General features: G+C 59.0%; 9 protein-coding genes. 6 read left to right on the forward strand and 3 right to left on the reverse strand.

Annotated features, from left to right (window positions below; all coding sequences use genetic code 11):
- The first annotated feature begins 48 nt into the window (after nucleotides 1-48).
- The 3 genes from VG146_23005 to VG146_23015 all read left to right on the forward strand — a co-directional run bounded on the left by VG146_23005 (nucleotide 49) and on the right by VG146_23015 (nucleotide 10,718).
- Nucleotides 49-3,243 carry a hypothetical protein gene (locus VG146_23005; GenBank protein ID HEV2395231.1) on the forward strand — a complete coding sequence of 1,065 codons (3,195 nt, stop codon included), beginning with the start codon at nucleotides 49-51 and terminating at the stop codon, nucleotides 3,241-3,243.
- Nucleotides 3,244-4,225: 982 nt separating this feature from the next.
- Entirely contained in the window at nucleotides 4,226-8,068 is a 3,843-nt protein-coding gene (locus tag VG146_23010; GenBank protein HEV2395232.1) for an FG-GAP-like repeat-containing protein, read from the forward strand.
- A gap of 142 nt (nucleotides 8,069-8,210) precedes the next feature.
- Nucleotides 8,211-10,718, forward strand: a complete 2,508-nt coding sequence (locus VG146_23015) for a tetratricopeptide repeat protein (protein HEV2395233.1) — start codon at nucleotides 8,211-8,213, stop codon at nucleotides 10,716-10,718.
- Nucleotides 10,719-10,724: 6 nt separating this feature from the next.
- Here the strand turns inward: VG146_23015 and purU are convergent, their stop codons facing one another.
- Genes purU through hisD form a run of 3 tightly spaced genes read right to left on the reverse strand, consistent with a single transcriptional unit; the run spans nucleotide 10,725 to nucleotide 14,050 of the window.
- Nucleotides 10,725-11,561 carry a formyltetrahydrofolate deformylase gene (gene purU, locus VG146_23020; protein ID HEV2395234.1) on the reverse strand — a complete coding sequence of 279 codons (837 nt, stop codon included), beginning with the start codon at nucleotides 11,559-11,561 and terminating at the stop codon, nucleotides 10,725-10,727.
- A complete protein-coding gene (gene hisC, locus VG146_23025; protein HEV2395235.1) occupies nucleotides 11,527-12,735 on the reverse strand; it encodes a histidinol-phosphate transaminase in 1,209 nt (402 codons plus the stop codon). Before hisC ends, purU begins: the two co-directional genes overlap by 35 nt.
- A gap of 19 nt (nucleotides 12,736-12,754) precedes the next feature.
- Nucleotides 12,755-14,050, reverse strand: a complete 1,296-nt coding sequence (gene hisD, locus VG146_23030) for a histidinol dehydrogenase (GenBank protein HEV2395236.1) — start codon at nucleotides 14,048-14,050, stop codon at nucleotides 12,755-12,757.
- A gap of 120 nt (nucleotides 14,051-14,170) precedes the next feature.
- Between hisD and VG146_23035 the strand changes: the two genes are divergently transcribed.
- From VG146_23035 to VG146_23045, 3 genes are all read left to right on the forward strand, one after another.
- Nucleotides 14,171-14,701, forward strand: coding sequence for a nitroreductase family protein (locus tag VG146_23035; protein HEV2395237.1), 531 nt, complete (start codon nucleotides 14,171-14,173; stop codon nucleotides 14,699-14,701).
- A gap of 121 nt (nucleotides 14,702-14,822) precedes the next feature.
- Entirely contained in the window at nucleotides 14,823-15,161 is a 339-nt protein-coding gene (locus VG146_23040; protein HEV2395238.1) for a P-II family nitrogen regulator, read from the forward strand.
- A 136-nt stretch (nucleotides 15,162-15,297) separates the two neighbouring features.
- Nucleotides 15,298-15,555, forward strand: a 258-nt coding sequence (locus VG146_23045; protein HEV2395239.1) for a glutamine synthetase, incomplete at its 3' end; no start/stop codon positions are given.

Below are 15,555 nucleotides of genomic sequence, written 5' to 3' on the forward strand. Positions count from 1 at the left end.
CACAAAGATTGACCGGCGCAAAGCCGTGCAGTTCAGTCCGAGCATCCTATGAAAACCCAGTATATCGTTAGTCTATTGGCGGCGGTTTCGTTTCTTGCGGTGCATGAGGTCAATGCGGGGACCTCAATTGCGGTTCAGTTCCAGGGCAGAGATGGCAGTCCCGATCAGCCCGGCACTGATCCGGGGTGTCCGCCGCTCAATACAACAGATACTGCGGGTGTCGTGCCGCAGCAGAACTGGAACCCGATTGATGATGCCTATTCCTTTACCCCGGCCAACAACGGGACGACATTCGGTTTGGTGGACAGCACCGCGGTGCTCACTACGGTTACGCTGACCTTCGCGGCAGACGATAGCTGGTACAATGATGTGACTCCCACAAACCTCACGACGCCCAATGCGCGCATGATGAACGGGATTATGAAGGCCAGCGCCTCTGGCGGCACCCCAGAAGTGTTAATCTTCAGCAACCTGGTTGAAGGCCAATACGATTTGTACGTCTATACCGACATGAATGGCAGCGGCACCGAGGCGGCTGTCAGTGATTGGGATTTCCTCACGACTTATTACGTGACCGAACAGCACCAGTTCTATGACACGAACACGTTCGTTCAGGGGACGAATACCGACCCCAACAGCACCGCCGTCACCAATGTCTGCAACTATGTCAAATTCAGTAACTTGGGCACCTATGGCCGTGGCGCTATCGGGGCAGTAGCCAGTTGGGTCAAGGGCAATGACGGTATTGGCATTTCAGGCATCCAGATAGTCAATATTGGACCGCCTTTGGCCAACACCGCTCCCGTCAGCATAACAAGGCAGCCGTTCAATCGCCGCGTTCTAGTGGGGGATACCAATGTCGTCCTTTCCATTGCCACGAGGGGGCCGGTTTTCTCATACCAATGGTATAAAAACACCACTCTTATTAACGGGGCCACCGCCTCGAGTTATCAACTACCGGCTATCGCCTCCGGTGATAATGGCGCCATCTTCTACGTCATCGCGGCCAATAATGTGAATAGCATCCAGAGTTCCAACGCGGTTATTACGGTTGGCAACCAGATTCTGCTGCCGGAAATCGCTGAGAACCTCTGGTTTGGCGGAACCGTGGCCTCCGTTGAAGCTGGAACCTATGATACGACCCCTCCTGGCATTCACAGGAATTTGAGCTCTTTCCACTGGCCTTCGGCCGATGGTGTTAACTATGCAGAAAGACTGAATGGAATTTTCGTCGCCCCACAATCCGGAAACTACACGTTTTTTGTTGATTCCGATGACGACAGCGATTTGTTCCTGAGCACCGACGCAACAGCGGCCAACAAGAGGCTCATTGCCCAGGAAGTGGATTGGGCGGCAGACTTAAACTGGACCGGGAACGACGGCGGAACAGCGGCCCGCGAAATCCCGCAAAAGCGTTCAGACCAGTGGTCGCCTGACGGGGGGACGACGGTGCCTTTCGCCAGCGGAATTGCATTAACTGCCGGCAGCCAGTATTACATTGAAGCTGTGCACCATCAAGGAGGCGGCGGAGCCGACATTGGGGCAACGTACAAGCTGGTCGGCCAACCCGATCCAGCGGTAGGTTCCCAAAGCCGCATTAACGTCCCCGTCCTCGCGCCCTTCGTGCCATCTTTGGATGGCGGCTTTATTGTCATCACCAACCAGCCGCAGAATGTTTCACGCCCGCAAGGCTTCACCGCGACATTCAATGTGGCGGCCACCACTGGCTATATAGGCGACTCTTCCGGAGCAGCACCGCCAATCTATTGGTATCAGTGGCAGGAAGCCCCTCAGGGCTCGAGCACCTTCACTAATATCCCTGGAGCCAACAGCGCTTCGTACATTACTCCCGTTTTGGACCTCACCAATAACGGCGCCCAGTTCAAAGTGACGTTGCTGGCTGCAGATGTCTCCAGCAACAGCGCCATCGCGGTTCTGACCGTTGTGAACGATACCAACCCGCCCGCTGTCGTCGGTGCCGGCGCTCTCGTGGGTGCCACCCAAGCCGGTATCACCTTCAGTAAAGCTGTTGATCCTGTCACTGGTGGCAATCCATCGAGCTACAAAGTCAATGGTGTGGCGCCAACCGCTGTGAGCGTATTAGCCAATCATCCTCCGGGTGAGTACCTGGTCCAGTTGACCCTCGCCACTCCGGTCAATGCGAACTTCACCCTCAATGTCGCCGGGGTAAAGGACCTCTACGGCAACGTCCTTTCAAATACCAACGTGACAGGAACCGTCATCAACATGACCGAATCGTACATCGGCTCGTCGGCCGCCGACCCAGGTGGTCCCGACCCGGACCCAGCCGCGCTGCCTGCAATTGTCAATGTTTTGGGCTCGGGCAGTCTCGATGTCCTTGTCAACGGCAATGACTACTGGAACAACGCCGATGGAATGAATTTCATCTGGGAACCCAAGACCAACAGCTTTGACGTGTCTGTGCGCGTGGCCTATGTCCAAGGCATCGACAACTGGACTGCTGGCGCCATCGAGGTCCGCGAAGGACCGGTTACAACCAACGGCGGCGGTTGGGAACTGGCGCGTCATTACTTCTGCAAGGTGGATTACGGTGGCCAGGAAGGGGCTGCGCAAGACGGCAGCGGCGCCGGCGCCAATGCCTATGAATTCAACTGCCGTAGGGCGCCCGGAGACCCGACCCTGCGTGAAACATCGAACAACGGACCAGGTGCAAGCCAGGGCTGGGGTGGTACTGCTGGTCCCGGCGGCGGTGTCCCCGCTTATCCGAATGCCTGGATTCGAATTGCCCGCGTGCGGAACGCGGATGGCAGCAGCGACCATCTCCAAGGCTATAGCGGCACCAACGGCGTGAACTGGGCCCTCGCTCAGGATGTGGACCTGAACGACACGAACCATGCTGGCTTTGTGACCAGTGGTACCACCAACGCCGGTCCGCTGCAATCGGTTGTCTATGTCGGCATGGGCTCCGTCTCCCATACCGGTATAGGAAACGGCAACGATACAAACAGCGCAACCGGCATGCCTTGGGAAGCTTGGATTTCCTATCGCAGCTTTGGCGATACCTCGCTGGTCTCGTCGGGACCAACCTTGAACTTCACTCCAAATCCCGACGGCACAGTTACCCTGACCTATTCAGGTCATCTGTACTCCTCGACGACGGTCAACGGCACCTACTCGCTTGTCTCGGGCGCTTCCAGTCCGTGGCCAGTGAACCCCAAGACCAGCGGCCAAGCCTCTGTCTTCTATAAAGCAGGCCCATGACGGGCGCATAGACACCAGACTGACTCACGAGGGCCGGAGCAATCCGGCCCTTTTCTGTTTTTCGAGACGGATTCCAGGCGATGCTGCGCAAACCCTAAACGGTCATCTGATTCTTCCGCGTATTTCCCGTATTCCGCGGGTTCGATTCGGTTGCTCTTTAGCATTCAGCCCTTAGCCTTAACCCTTTCTTTGCGTTCTCTGCGTTCTTTCGCGGCAATTCCCTACCCCCCTCGCCCTCACGCGGCGTTCTTCACCATTTCCAAAACTCGCTCTGACGTTAAATTTAGAACCCCTTACTCCACTCATGGCCTGAATTATGCTGCTAAATTCTCCAGCGCCTGCGCGTCGCATGCGCACTGGCCTCGCCTGCATTGTCGCCGCGGCCAGATAGCTCTGAAAAGGACCTGTGTCCTCAAACTTATGACCTGCGTACCGCCCCGGCGAATCAAGCCGCGCCGCACCCCTTTTTGCCCTCCGCCCATCACCAGGACGCGGCCCCATCTATCAAACTCATTACGCCATTACGCCATTACGGCCTATTACGGCCTATTACGGCCTATTACGGCTAAAAACTATAAACATTGCCATTCAGATCGCACCCGGCGCCGCCAGCCAGGCGCGCCAGCGTCTTGGACTGCGGCAGTCCTCTGCCGCTTTAGACCAGATGCGCCTCCAAGCCGCTCCTCCCCATGTAACCTATCGACACCAATTCACCTACAGAATCGTCCACAGCATGATTTACCGTCCCTGTCATGGAGCTTGCATCCGCGGAGTTCCGCGGCATAAATCAAACTTCAAAATTTTTCGGACGCCCTCCAAGCCCCCATCCGCTGTCCTGGAGGTGTCCAGTTCTTTGACAATTTACAACTAAAAAACCCGCTCAGTGTGCCAGCCGGCGCGACACGTCCAGGCCTCCAGGCATCACTTCAGGTTTGCTTCAAAGTTTGCGCCAGCTAAACTGGTTCAAGTGCCAATACTTGCCTTGAAGCACCTTTTGAAAATCCATGCCCTCTCATTCCTGTCCTCGTTCGAGGCCGGGCGCGCCGAACAGCAGCCAGGGCGGGTAACCTCCCCCAGAAGCCAACTGCCTGGTTGCGGTTCGGGCTCCTTTTCAAAAGCGCTCATGGTGGCCTTCGTCCTTTGCGGTAGCACCGCCATCGCTGACCCATTGCTTTGGGAGAATGGCCCAGGCTACCGCAGCGCTGCTTTGCCGGTTCCTAGTGAAGGGCGGACCGGCTTTACGCGAGTGCCTGGCTCGGTTTCTGGAATTCTCTTCACCAACCTATTAGCCAAAGAAAGCGGCGTGCGTAGCCAGCTTCGCCTGGCAGGTTCCGGCGTTGCTGCAGGCGATGTCGATGGCGATGGCTGGTGCGACCTCTACTTTTGCGGCATGGAAAGCGGCAACCGGCTCTATCGCAACCTCGGAGGCTGGCGCTTCGAGGACATCACCGACCAGGCCGGTGTCCGTTGTGAAGGTCAATTCTCAACCGGGGCGGTTTTTGCTGATGTGGACGGCAACGGCACACTGGATTTGCTAGTCAACTCGATTGGCGGCGGGACGCGCCTCTTTCTGAACGACGGCAAAGGCCATTTTCATGAGGCCACTGATCGGGGGCTCGTCCGGAAGTACGGCGCTACCACAATGACTTTGGCCGATGTCGATGGCAATGGCTCGCTGGACTTATACGTCGCCAACAACAATTCCCCGACGGCCTTGGGGGATGAGCCCAACACGCGCTTTACATTGCATGTCGTTGATGGGAAACCAGTTGTTGCTGCCGTCGATGGCAAGCCCGTCGCCGGCACCGACTTAATGGGCCGTTATGATGTCAGCCCTTTCGAGCACTCTATCCGCGAGCACGGCCAGGCCGACATCCTCTATCTCAACGACGGCCAAGGCCATTTTACACCCGTATCCTGGACTAACGGCGCTTTCCTCGACGAGGCGGGCAAACCCCTCGACTCGCCTCCGCGCGATTTAGGGCTGTCGGCCATGTTCCGCGACATGAACGAGGATGGTGCGCCCGATCTCTACGTATGCAATGATCTCTTTACGCCAGATCGCATCTGGCTCAATGACGGGCATGGTCATTTCCGCGCGATGCCCACAACGGCTGTGCGTAATTCGAGCGCCTTTTCCATGGGAGTTGATTTTGCAGATATTAACCGGGACGGCCATGACGATTTTCTCGTGGTCGATATGTTGAGCCGGGAACATCGCCAAAGGATGATCCAGGCCGCCCACATGTCGCCCGTCACCATCCGTGCCGGCGAACCCAATGAACGCATCCAGTTTAAACGCAACGTGCTGCAGTTGAATCGCGGGGATGGGACCTACGCTGAGATAGCGCAGTTGAGCGGCATCGAAGCTTCCGCGTGGTCCTGGGCGACGCTCTTCCTGGATGTCGATCTCGATGGGTATGAAGATGTGCTGGTGGCTCCAGGTTATGATCGCGATTCCATGAACGGCGATGTCGATGCTGAAATCCAACGACGCCAGGCCCAAGGCAATCTTTCCGCCGACCAAATCCGCCACCTGGGACTCCTCTATCCGCCAGTGCACTCCCCGCTCCTGGCTTTCAGGAATTTGGGCAATCTCCGCTTCAAGGAGGTCGGACATGACTGGGGATTGAACTTTTCGGGGGTCAACCAGGGGATTTGCTGCGCGGACCTCGATAATGACGGCGACCTCGATGTGATTGTTAATAATCTGAACGACCAGGCCAGCGTTTATCGCAATGATGGGATAGCGCCCCGGGTAGCGGTGCGTCTGAAGGGGTTGGGGGCCAATACCCGCGGGATCGGCAGCAAGATTTGGCTTTATGGCGGGGCTGTCCCGGTGCAAAGCCAGGAGATGATCTGCGGGGGACGCTATTTGTCCTGCGATGACGCGATGCGGGTCTTTGCCGCCGGGACCCTGACCAACCGGATGCGCATCGATGTGCGCTGGCGCAGCGGCAAGCGCAGTGTGGTCGAGGGGGTGCAACCCAACCGGGAATACGAGATTGATGAGGCCGGGGCAGCCGGGTCGTGGCCGGAAAAGAAGGCCGAGCCTGCGCCGATCTTCGAGGATGTGAGCGGGCTGCTCCATTACACGCATCACGAGGAGCCGTATGATGATTTTGAGCGCCAGCCCTTGTTGCCACACAAGCTCAGCCAATTAGGGCCTGGGGTCAGTTGGAGCGATGTCGATGGGAATGGCGCCGAGGACCTCTTAATCAGCAGCGGGCGTGCAGGGCAGGCCGGTATTTTTCTGAATCAGGGCCATGGAAAATTTCAGCGGTTGCCCACGGTAGCGCTGATGGGGCGGGCTAAGGATGATCAAACAACGGTATTGGGGTGGGCTACAGGCGATGGCAGCCGCGGCTTTGTAGTCGGGCAGGCCAATTACGAGACGGGCGGGACCAATGGGCTGCAGGATTACCGGGTCTGGGCGGGAGGTATTCAAAGACCGGAGGCGCTCGAAACCGGTTTGGCAAGTGTGGGACCTTTGGCGTTTGGTGACGTAAAGGGCGACGGCAAATTGGAATTATTCGTTGGTGGCCGCGTCGAGGGCGGGCGTTGGCCAGCGGCGGTCAGTTCGACGCTGTATCGCAAAGAGAACGACCGGTATGTGGTTGACCAAGCCAATACCCGGGTCTTGGAGCGGGTGGGGATGGTCAGCGGCGCAGTATGGAGCGATTTGGATGGGGACGGCTACCCTGAGCTGGTGCTGGCATGCGAGTGGGGGCCAATCCGGTTATTTCATAATGAGCGCGGGCTTCTGAAACCCTGGAACCCGCGCGTGAAAGTAAGAGGTGACTCCCGGCAGCTAACAATGGAGCAACTAAGGGGTTGGTGGAATGGAGTGACTGTGGGCGATTTCGATGGGGATGGGCGTCTGGACATCGTGGCCAGCAACTGGGGCAGCAACAGCAAGTATGAACGTGGGCGCGCTTCCGGCAGGCCATTGCAGGTCTATTACGGGGATTGGAATGGCGACGGGCTGTTAGGCATCCTCGAGGGCTATTACGAGCCGGAACTCAACAAGGTGGCGCCCTGGCGCGGGCTCAACAGCGTGGCCCGTGGCCTGCCTTGGGTTCGGGGGCTCTATGCAACGCACGCCGCCTATAGCGAGGCAGGAGTCGAGGAGATTCTGGGTGACCATGCCAAAGAGGCCAAGGTCTTGGAGGCCGACTGGCTCGAAACGACCGTGTTTCTGAATCGCGGCGACGGCTTCGAAGCGGTGGTTTTGCCCGGCGAGGCGCAGTTCGCGCCTTCTTTCGGTGTGAGTGTGGGGGACATGGATGGGGACGGGAACGAAGACATTTTTCTGAGCCAGAATTTTTTTGGAGTGGATGAGGAGACAACCCGCTACGACGGGGGGCGGGGGGTGTGGTTGCGGGGCGATGGCCGAGGGCATTTTGAGGTGGTCCCTGGCCAGGTGAGCGGGGTGAAGGTGTATGGGGAGGGGCGCGGCAGCGCGCTATGCGATTACGATGGAGATGGGCGAGTGGATTTGGCAGTGGGCCAGAACGGAGGGGAGACCAAGCTGTATCATAATGTAGGGGCCAAGCCCGGGTTGCGGGTGCAATTGGTTGGACCTGCGGGCAATCCAACGGGGGTTGGGGCTGTGGTGCGCTTGCGCTTTGGGCAGAGGTGGGGTGCGGCGCGCGAGGTGCATGCCGGCAGTGGCTATTGGTCGCAGGACAGCCCGGTGCAGGTGATGGGGACCCCGGAGCCGCCCACTGCGGTTTGGGTCCGGTGGCCGGGCGGCAAGCGGCAGGAAGAACCGGTTCCGCAAGGCGCCCGCGAGGTTCAAGTGAATTTCAAGGGCGCGAAATGAAAATGCTGACGGGCAGCAAATTGTTTTGGGTTGGTTGGCAAGCCGCTACCTCAGCCGATAGAGCGAGTTGGAAGTTCAATGCCACCAGGATTTGCGCTTCAGGTCGGATGGTCAAAATCAGTGAACTGGCTGTCCCGCTGGGATGAAGACCAATCGCGCCAAGGAAAAGAAGGGGGCCAAAGCGGCTCAACTGCCTTCAGTCGGCGCGCCCTCGACTCTCTCAGTGCGCAGGCGGCGCATCTTCCGTTGGGTGGCGGGGTTTGTTCTGCCAGTCCTTCTGTTGTTAGGTATCGAACTGGGGCTGCGGCTTGTGGGTTGGGGCTACCCAACGCATTTCTTTGTGCGAGCAGCCACCGCCCCACCCGGCACCTTTGTTGAAAACCAACGCTTCGGTTACCGTTTCTTTCCGCACCGCCTGGCCCGAGCCCCCGACCCAATCCGATTATCAATAGCCAAGCCGCCAGGAACCTGCCGGGTGTTTGTCTTTGGTGAATCGGCCGCGTTGGGAGACCCGGTCCCTGCTTATGGATTTTCCAGAATCCTGCGAGAATTACTCGAAGGCCGCCGCCCCGGGACAAAATTCGAGGTCATCAACACGGGGATGACCGCGATCAATTCGCACGCCATCCTGCCCATAACCAGGGATTGCGTTCCGTTCCAGGGCGACATCTGGATTCTGTATATGGGAAACAACGAAGTCGTTGGCCCATTCGGCGCGGCGTCGGTGTTTGGTTTAAAATCACCGCCAATGGCCCTCATTCAAGCGGGCCTTGCCATCAAACGAACGCGTCTGGGACAATTACTGGACTCGTTATGGCAGCACGCGCCCGGTCATTCCCGCCAATTCACCCAGTGGGAAGGGATGAAGATGATGGTCCACGAGCAGGTCCGCGCCGATGACCCCAAGCTCCAACGGGTTTACGATGATTTTCGGAGCAACTTTTCCGGCATCCTTTCGGCGGCAAAACGGGCTGGAGTCAAGACGATCGTCTGCTCGGTCAGCTCGAATCTGAAGGATTGTCCTCCGTTTGCTTCAGTGAATCAGAGGGCTTTGCCTGAGGTGCGCCAGGCGGAGTGGCAACGCGCTTTAAACGCCGGCGTCGAGCTTGAGAGGCAACAGAATTACGAACACGCCCTCGCCCAGTACGCGCGGGCTGCCGAACTCGACGGCAGCTCCGCCGAGTTGCGATTTCGAATGGCGCGCTGCCTGCTGGATTGGGGCGATGTCGTCAAGGCGCGTGAACAGTACGCACAGGCGCGCGACCTGGATGCATTGCGCTTCCGGGCTGATAGCCGAATGAACGCCATCCTTCGCGAAGTGTGTTCGAGCCGCAAGCAGGCTGGTGTTCAGTTTTTTGATTCAGAAGCTACACTGACCAATGCCTGCAAGGGCGGCATTCCAGGCCAGGAATGCTTTTGGGACCATGTCCATTTCAATTTCGATGGCAATTACCGTTTGGCGCGCGGTCTGGCAGATGAGGTCCTCCAGCTCTTCCCGGAACCTCAGCGCGCAAGCGTCCAGGCAAATGCCAAAACTTTGACGGAGGCCGAATGCGGCGAACGGCTGGCCTACACGGATTTTGACCAACGCGCCGTCTTGGAAGAGATGTTGAAACGCGTGCATGACCCGCCCTTTACAGGCCAACTGGACCACGACCGCCTGGTTGAGCAATGGCTGGCCTTAAAGGCGCAGTTGGACGCAAGGAACGACTCAGCGGGCCTGTCTAACGCCGTGGCTATCTACCGCAGAGCCCTGGCTCGCCGGCCTGGAGATTGGGTCCTCCACCACCGCTTTGGCGCTTTGCTGAATGCGACCGGCGACCTGGCCAGCGCCGAACAACAGTGGAGAAGGGTCACTGAACTGGTCCCTGACTACGTTGATGCATGGTTCAAACTAGGGGACGTGAGCATGCGCCAGGGCAGGCTGGCGGATGCCCAGGCGGACTATCGACGTGTGTTGCAGCTCCGCCCATCTTCCTTTGAAGCCATGAACGGCTTGGGCCTTGTTCTTGGGCAGGAAGGCAAAACGGACGAGGCGATTCGCCTTTTCAAGGACGCGCTGAAAGTTGAGCCTGAATTTGCAGAAGTCCACGTCAATTGGGGTCTGCTTTTATTCCGTCACGGACAGGTGCCTGAGGCAGAGGACCATTACCGGAAAGCGCTGGCATTTGACCCGCAGAGCGCAGCCGCCCGCATTAATCTGGGCAATCTCCTGGCTTCGCAGCAGAAGTACGCCGAAGCCATCGAGCAGTATCACCAGGCGCTCAACCTCAAGCCCGATGATGCAACGGTCCATTTTGCCTTGGCCAATTGCCTGGGAGCGATGGGCCAGGAGGCCGAGGCGGTTGCACAGTACCGCGAGGCGCTGCGCGCTAATCCATCATTTGCCGACGCGCAGTTCAACCTGGGCGTGGCGTTGGCAAAGCGAGGCGACCTGCAGGGGGCCGCCGCTTGTTTCGAGCAAGCCGTCCGGCTCAATCCCAATGATCCACAAGGGCGCCTCAACCTGGGGGTGGCTCTGGCCCAACAGGGCCGGTTCGATGAGGCGATCACACAATTCCAGGCCACCCTCGAGCTTGACCCGGCCAATGCCGCGGCCAGGCGCTACCTCGAAATCGCCACCAGGAAACGGAAAGGCTTTCAGCAGTAATGCGGTTCACTCAAAAATGATGGTGCGCTTGCCGCAGAGAAATACGCGCTCCTCCAGCACAAGTCTTAACGCCCTGGCCAGAACGATCTTCTCGACGTCACGGCCAGCCTGGGCCAGTTCGTGCGGCCCATAGGTGTGGTCCACCGGAATGACCTGTTGCACAAGGATCGGGCCTTCATCCAGTTGGTCGGTGACAAAATGGGCGGTGGCGCCGATGACCTTGACGCCGCGATGAAAGGCCTGATGGTAGGGCTTTGCCCCGGCAAATGCCGGCAGAAACGAGTGGTGGATGTTGAGCATCCGGTTGGGCCAGCGCGCGACGAATGCCGGGCTGAGCACCCGCATGTACTTGGCCAAAACCAGCAGGTCGGGTTTAAATCGATCAAGCAGCCCCAGCAACTCCGCCTCGTGCCCTTGCCGGGAACAGCCCGCGCTGTCCACGTGGAAAAACGGGACGCCGAATTTCTCAACCAGCGGGCGCAAGGTCTGGTGATTGCCAGCCACCGCGACCACCTGGGCACGCAGTTCATCGTAGGCATGGCGCACCAGCAGGTCGGCCAGGCAATGATGCTCTTTGGAGACAAGGATTACCACGCGCCGCCGGGTGGGCAGGCGCGCTTGCACCTGCGCCTCCGCTGGCAACGTACCGCGAATTTCCGCTTCCAGTTGGCCGCAGTTGGGGGCGCCTTCGAATTCGGTCCGCATGAAAAACCGGCGAGATTCTCCATCCACAAACTCCTGGTTGCTGACGATGTTGAAGCCGGCGCGCAGCAGAACGCCTGTCACGGCGTGAACCAATCCGCGTTGATCAGCGCACGAAACGAGGAGAACGGGGTTTTTCATAAGCGGCGCCGCGCTCCGGGCGCAGGATGTGCCGCGCTGCCTCCAGCAGCGCGCGGGTTTGCTGCGGTGTGCCGATAGTAATCCGCAGGAAATTGCGCGCCATGGGCTGGTCGAACCAGCGAACCAGAACTTTTCTTTGGCGCAGCTTTTCAAGCCATTCGCCTGCCGAAAACCGCGGCGGGCGGGCAAAGATGAAGTTGGTTTGGCTAGGGAACACCTCGAAACCGAGCCGGCGCAGTTTGGCCGCAAGCGCGTCGCGCGTGGCGATGATTTTGCGAAAGTTTGCGCGATAATACGGCAGCTCATCCAGCGTTGCCGCCGCCGCCACCTGGCCGAGCCCATTGACGCTGTAGCTGTCGCGGATTTTGCCTAGCGCGCTGATGAGGCGGGGATGGCCGATGAAATAGCCGACCCGTTGAAAGCAGAGCGAGTAGGCCTTCGAGAATGTGCGCGACACCAGCACATGCGGATATTTCAGGGCCAGCCTGAGGGTGTTTTCTTTTGCGAAATCGACGTAGGCCTCGTCCAGCACAAGGACTCCCTGCTGCGCGCGGCAGAGGGCATCGAGCTGCTCCACTGGGTAAGCGCGGCCACTGGGCGCATTGGGCGTCGTGATGAACGTCAGAGCGGCGCTGAAGTCCCACTGGCGTGTCCGCTTGAGTTCTGCGATTTCAGGCATGGTAAAATCCGGGTTGAGCGGGACGGGCTGGCTCAGCGCGCCGTGGATACGCGCCAGCACCGGGTAAAGAGAATAGCCCGGCGCAAAGAATTGGACGCTGGCCTTGCTGAGCCGATGCAATTTGCCAAATCGCCGCGACGGTTCGACAAAGCACCGCACGGCCAAGGCCAGCAGCTCATCCGACCCGTTGCCCACGATGAGGTTGTCTGGCCTGCAGCCGTGGAGCCGCGCCAGTTTGGTCCGCAAAACGTCCGCCCCCGGGTTAGGATAGAGCCGCAATCGCTCATCGGCAGCCGCCTTGAGAGCGCGCAGGACCCCCGGCGCCGGCGGGTAGGGGTTCTCGTTTGTGTTGAGCTTGATCAGGCCCAATATCCGCGGCTGTTCGCCTGGCACGTACGGGTCTAGCTCTCGCACCAGTGGCCGGATCAGCCGCTCTGGGGGCCGCAAATCTCTCCCGCAGCCTCTTATCGGCTGGGAAACGGCGGCTCGCGGCATAAAACAGGTCCAATGGGGCTCAGAGGGTTTCAAAGCGGATTGCGGCGCTTCGCCCGTGGGCATCGAGGCCCTCAAGTTGGGCAAATTTCCGCACGGCAGGCAGGGCTTTCTTAAGTGAAGCGCGGCTGTATTCGACGACACTCGTGCGGCGCTGGAACTGGTCCACCGTCAGACCAGCGAACGAGCGGCCCGCACCGCCCGTGGGCAAGGTGTGGCTGGGTCCCGCCACATAATCGCCCAGAACGGTCGGCGACCACGGCCCGAGGAAAATGGCCCCGGCTGTCAGGAGTCTTGCCGCTAAGCGGCGGCTGTTGCGCATCATCAGTTCGCAGTGCTCGGGGGCAAGTTCATTCGCAAGCTCAATCGCCTCATCCGGTCCTTTCACCTGGATCAACCAGGCGTTTTCCAGCGATTTTTCGAGCAGCTCCCGCCGCGGGAGGCTGGAAAGTTGCCGCCCGATTTCCTTTTGGACACCTTTGAGCAGCCGGGCGGAAGTCGTAACGAGCCAAACGCGCTCATGACCCGAGCCGTGCTCTGCTTGGGCCAGGAGATCAGCCGCAATCAGCCCGGCATTGGCCGTGTCATCGGCCAATACCAGCAATTCGCTGGGCCCTGGGAGCAGGTCGATAGCCACATAGCCGAGCACCAGGCGTTTGGCTGCCACGACGTAGGCGTTGCCTGGCCCAAAAACCTTCTGCGCCTGCCCAATGGTTTGAGTGCCGTAAGCCATGGCCCCAATCGCCTGCGCCCCGCCGATCCTGTAAATCTCTGTGGCCCCAGCCGCCCGCGCCGCAAACAGAAGCGCGGCATTGACGCTGCCATCACGCGCGCAAGGAGTGCACACGACGATTTGGGGGCACCCGGCCACTTTGGCCAAGGTAATGGTCATGAGGGCGGTCGAGACCAATGGCGCTGTTCCGCCCGGAATATAAATGCCCACCCTCTGGAAGGGATCAAACTTCTCGCCCACAGTGGCGCCATGCGAATTGGGCATCTGCCAGGCCTGTCGCAAAGAGCGCCTGGCAAAACGCGCGATGTTCTTCTCCGCCTCAGCCACAGCGGCGCGGAGTGATTCATCGGCCTTAAGGAAAGCGGTCACCAATTCGGCCTGCGTCACCGCCAGGCGCTCCGGGTTGAGCTGCGCCCCATCGAAGCGTTGCGTCAATTCTATCAGGGCGGTATCACCCCGTGCCTGGACGTCTTCGAGAATGGCGCGGGTGCGCTGCTCGATGAGCGGATCGAACAGGCTCGATGCCGCGTTCAGCGCGCGCCGGCGTTGCAGGAAATCGCGATCGGTGTAACGCATCACGTTCATGGGCCAGCAGGATAGGAGATGAGTCTCGACATGCAACTCATTCGGGGCACTCTGATGTTTCCCGCGGAAGAACGCGCGGATGCTAAGAACCCGAACAGGACCGGGCATTCGGGATTGATTATGAACAAACCAAGCGATGAATCGTTGAGTTTCATTTTCGGACGGCGCAGCATCCGGGTGTATGCCCCCGGCGAAATCCCTCAAGAGACGGTGACCACTCTCTTGCAGGCTGCCATGGCGGCGCCATCGGCAATGGCCAAGGACCCGTGGCGCTTTGTCGTCGTGCGCGAACGAGAGCAACTGGCGCGGCTGGCGGGGGCATTACCTGGAGGCGCCATGCTCCCCACGGCATGCCTGGCCATCGTCGTGTGTGGAGACCAGGATGCGGCCTTGGACCGCCAGCTTAGCTTCCTGTTGCAGGATTGCTCGGCGTCGATAGAGAACCTGCTGCTGGCTGCGCATGTCCTCGGGTTGGGGGCCTGCTGGGTCGGGGTGCACCCAAGCCAAGCCGCCGTCGCTCAGGTATGTTCCCTCCTTTCGCTGCCGCGCGCGATCATCCCGGTGGCTGTCATTTCTCTTGGCCTGCCCGGCGAGGAGCCTGGCCCGCGCACGCGCTACAATCCCAAACATGTTCATTGCGAAAAATGGTGAGCCATGGAAGCGCGCGCGCGTGCAAGATAAATCGCAATGAACTCGAAAGTTTTTTTCAACATTCCTGTTTACAGCATTGCCCCGGGTGTTAGTATCGGTTTCTGCAACACCGACGAATGAGATGAAAAAAATCGAGGCCATCATTAAGCCTTTCAAACTCGAAGATGTCAAAGAGGCCCTCTCGAGTTTGGGTGTCGAAGGGATGACGGTTTCGGAGGTGAAGGGGTTTGGCCGCCAAAAGGGCCATACGGAAATCTATCGTGGGAGTGAATACACCGTCGATTTTTTACCCAAGATCAAAATCGAGGTGGTGCTGGCAGATGCCATCGTGACCGGCGCAGTCGATGCCATCGTCAAGGCCGCCAAAACCGGGAAAATCGGCGACGGCAAAGTCTTTGTAAGCCCCATTGAGAACGCCGTCCGAATTCGGACGGAAGAAACCGGCGAGCAAGCGGTCTGAGCGCGGCGGGTGATGTCCGCTCGCGGTTGAAATCGGCTTTTGACTCGGCGGAGCACAGCAGCGGTTGGTTAATGTTTTTGCGGAAGGCAGAAGAAAACTTTGAAACAACATGGCATCAAAAGGGAACAATCGCCTCATGAGCACACCTAAGAGCGTACTTGAATTAGCCAAGAAAACCGGCGCCAAGATGATCGACATTAAGTTCGTCGATACTTTTGGCACCTGGCAGCATTTCAGTTGTCCCATCCGCGAACTGACCGAGGAGATTTTCAGCGAGGGTTTGGGCTTTGACGGCTCGAGCATCCGGGGCTGGAAAAGCATCGAGGCCTCCGACATGCTCGCCATGCCCGACCCCGACACCGCCTTTATCGACCCGTTCATGGTCGAGCCCACC

This window comes from Verrucomicrobiia bacterium, from assembly GCA_035946615.1.
Lineage (GTDB): Bacteria > Verrucomicrobiota > Verrucomicrobiia > Limisphaerales > UBA8199 > DASYZB01.

Bases quoted from the DNA above. Each gene is read 5' to 3' on its own strand.
- VG146_23005 (HEV2395231.1), top strand. From the start codon at position 49: ATGAAAACCCAGTATATCGTTAGTCTATTGGCGGCGGTTTCGTTTCTT.
- VG146_23015 (HEV2395233.1), top strand. From the start codon at position 8,211: ATGAAGACCAATCGCGCCAAGGAAAAGAAGGGGGCCAAAGCGGCTCAA.
- purU (HEV2395234.1), bottom strand. From the start codon at position 11,561: ATGAAAAACCCCGTTCTCCTCGTTTCGTGCGCTGATCAACGCGGATTG.
- hisC (HEV2395235.1), bottom strand. From the start codon at position 12,735: ATGCCGCGAGCCGCCGTTTCCCAGCCGATAAGAGGCTGCGGGAGAGAT.
- hisD (HEV2395236.1), bottom strand. From the start codon at position 14,050: ATGAACGTGATGCGTTACACCGATCGCGATTTCCTGCAACGCCGGCGC.
- VG146_23035 (HEV2395237.1), top strand. From the start codon at position 14,171: ATGAACAAACCAAGCGATGAATCGTTGAGTTTCATTTTCGGACGGCGC.
- VG146_23040 (HEV2395238.1), top strand. From the start codon at position 14,823: ATGAAAAAAATCGAGGCCATCATTAAGCCTTTCAAACTCGAAGATGTC.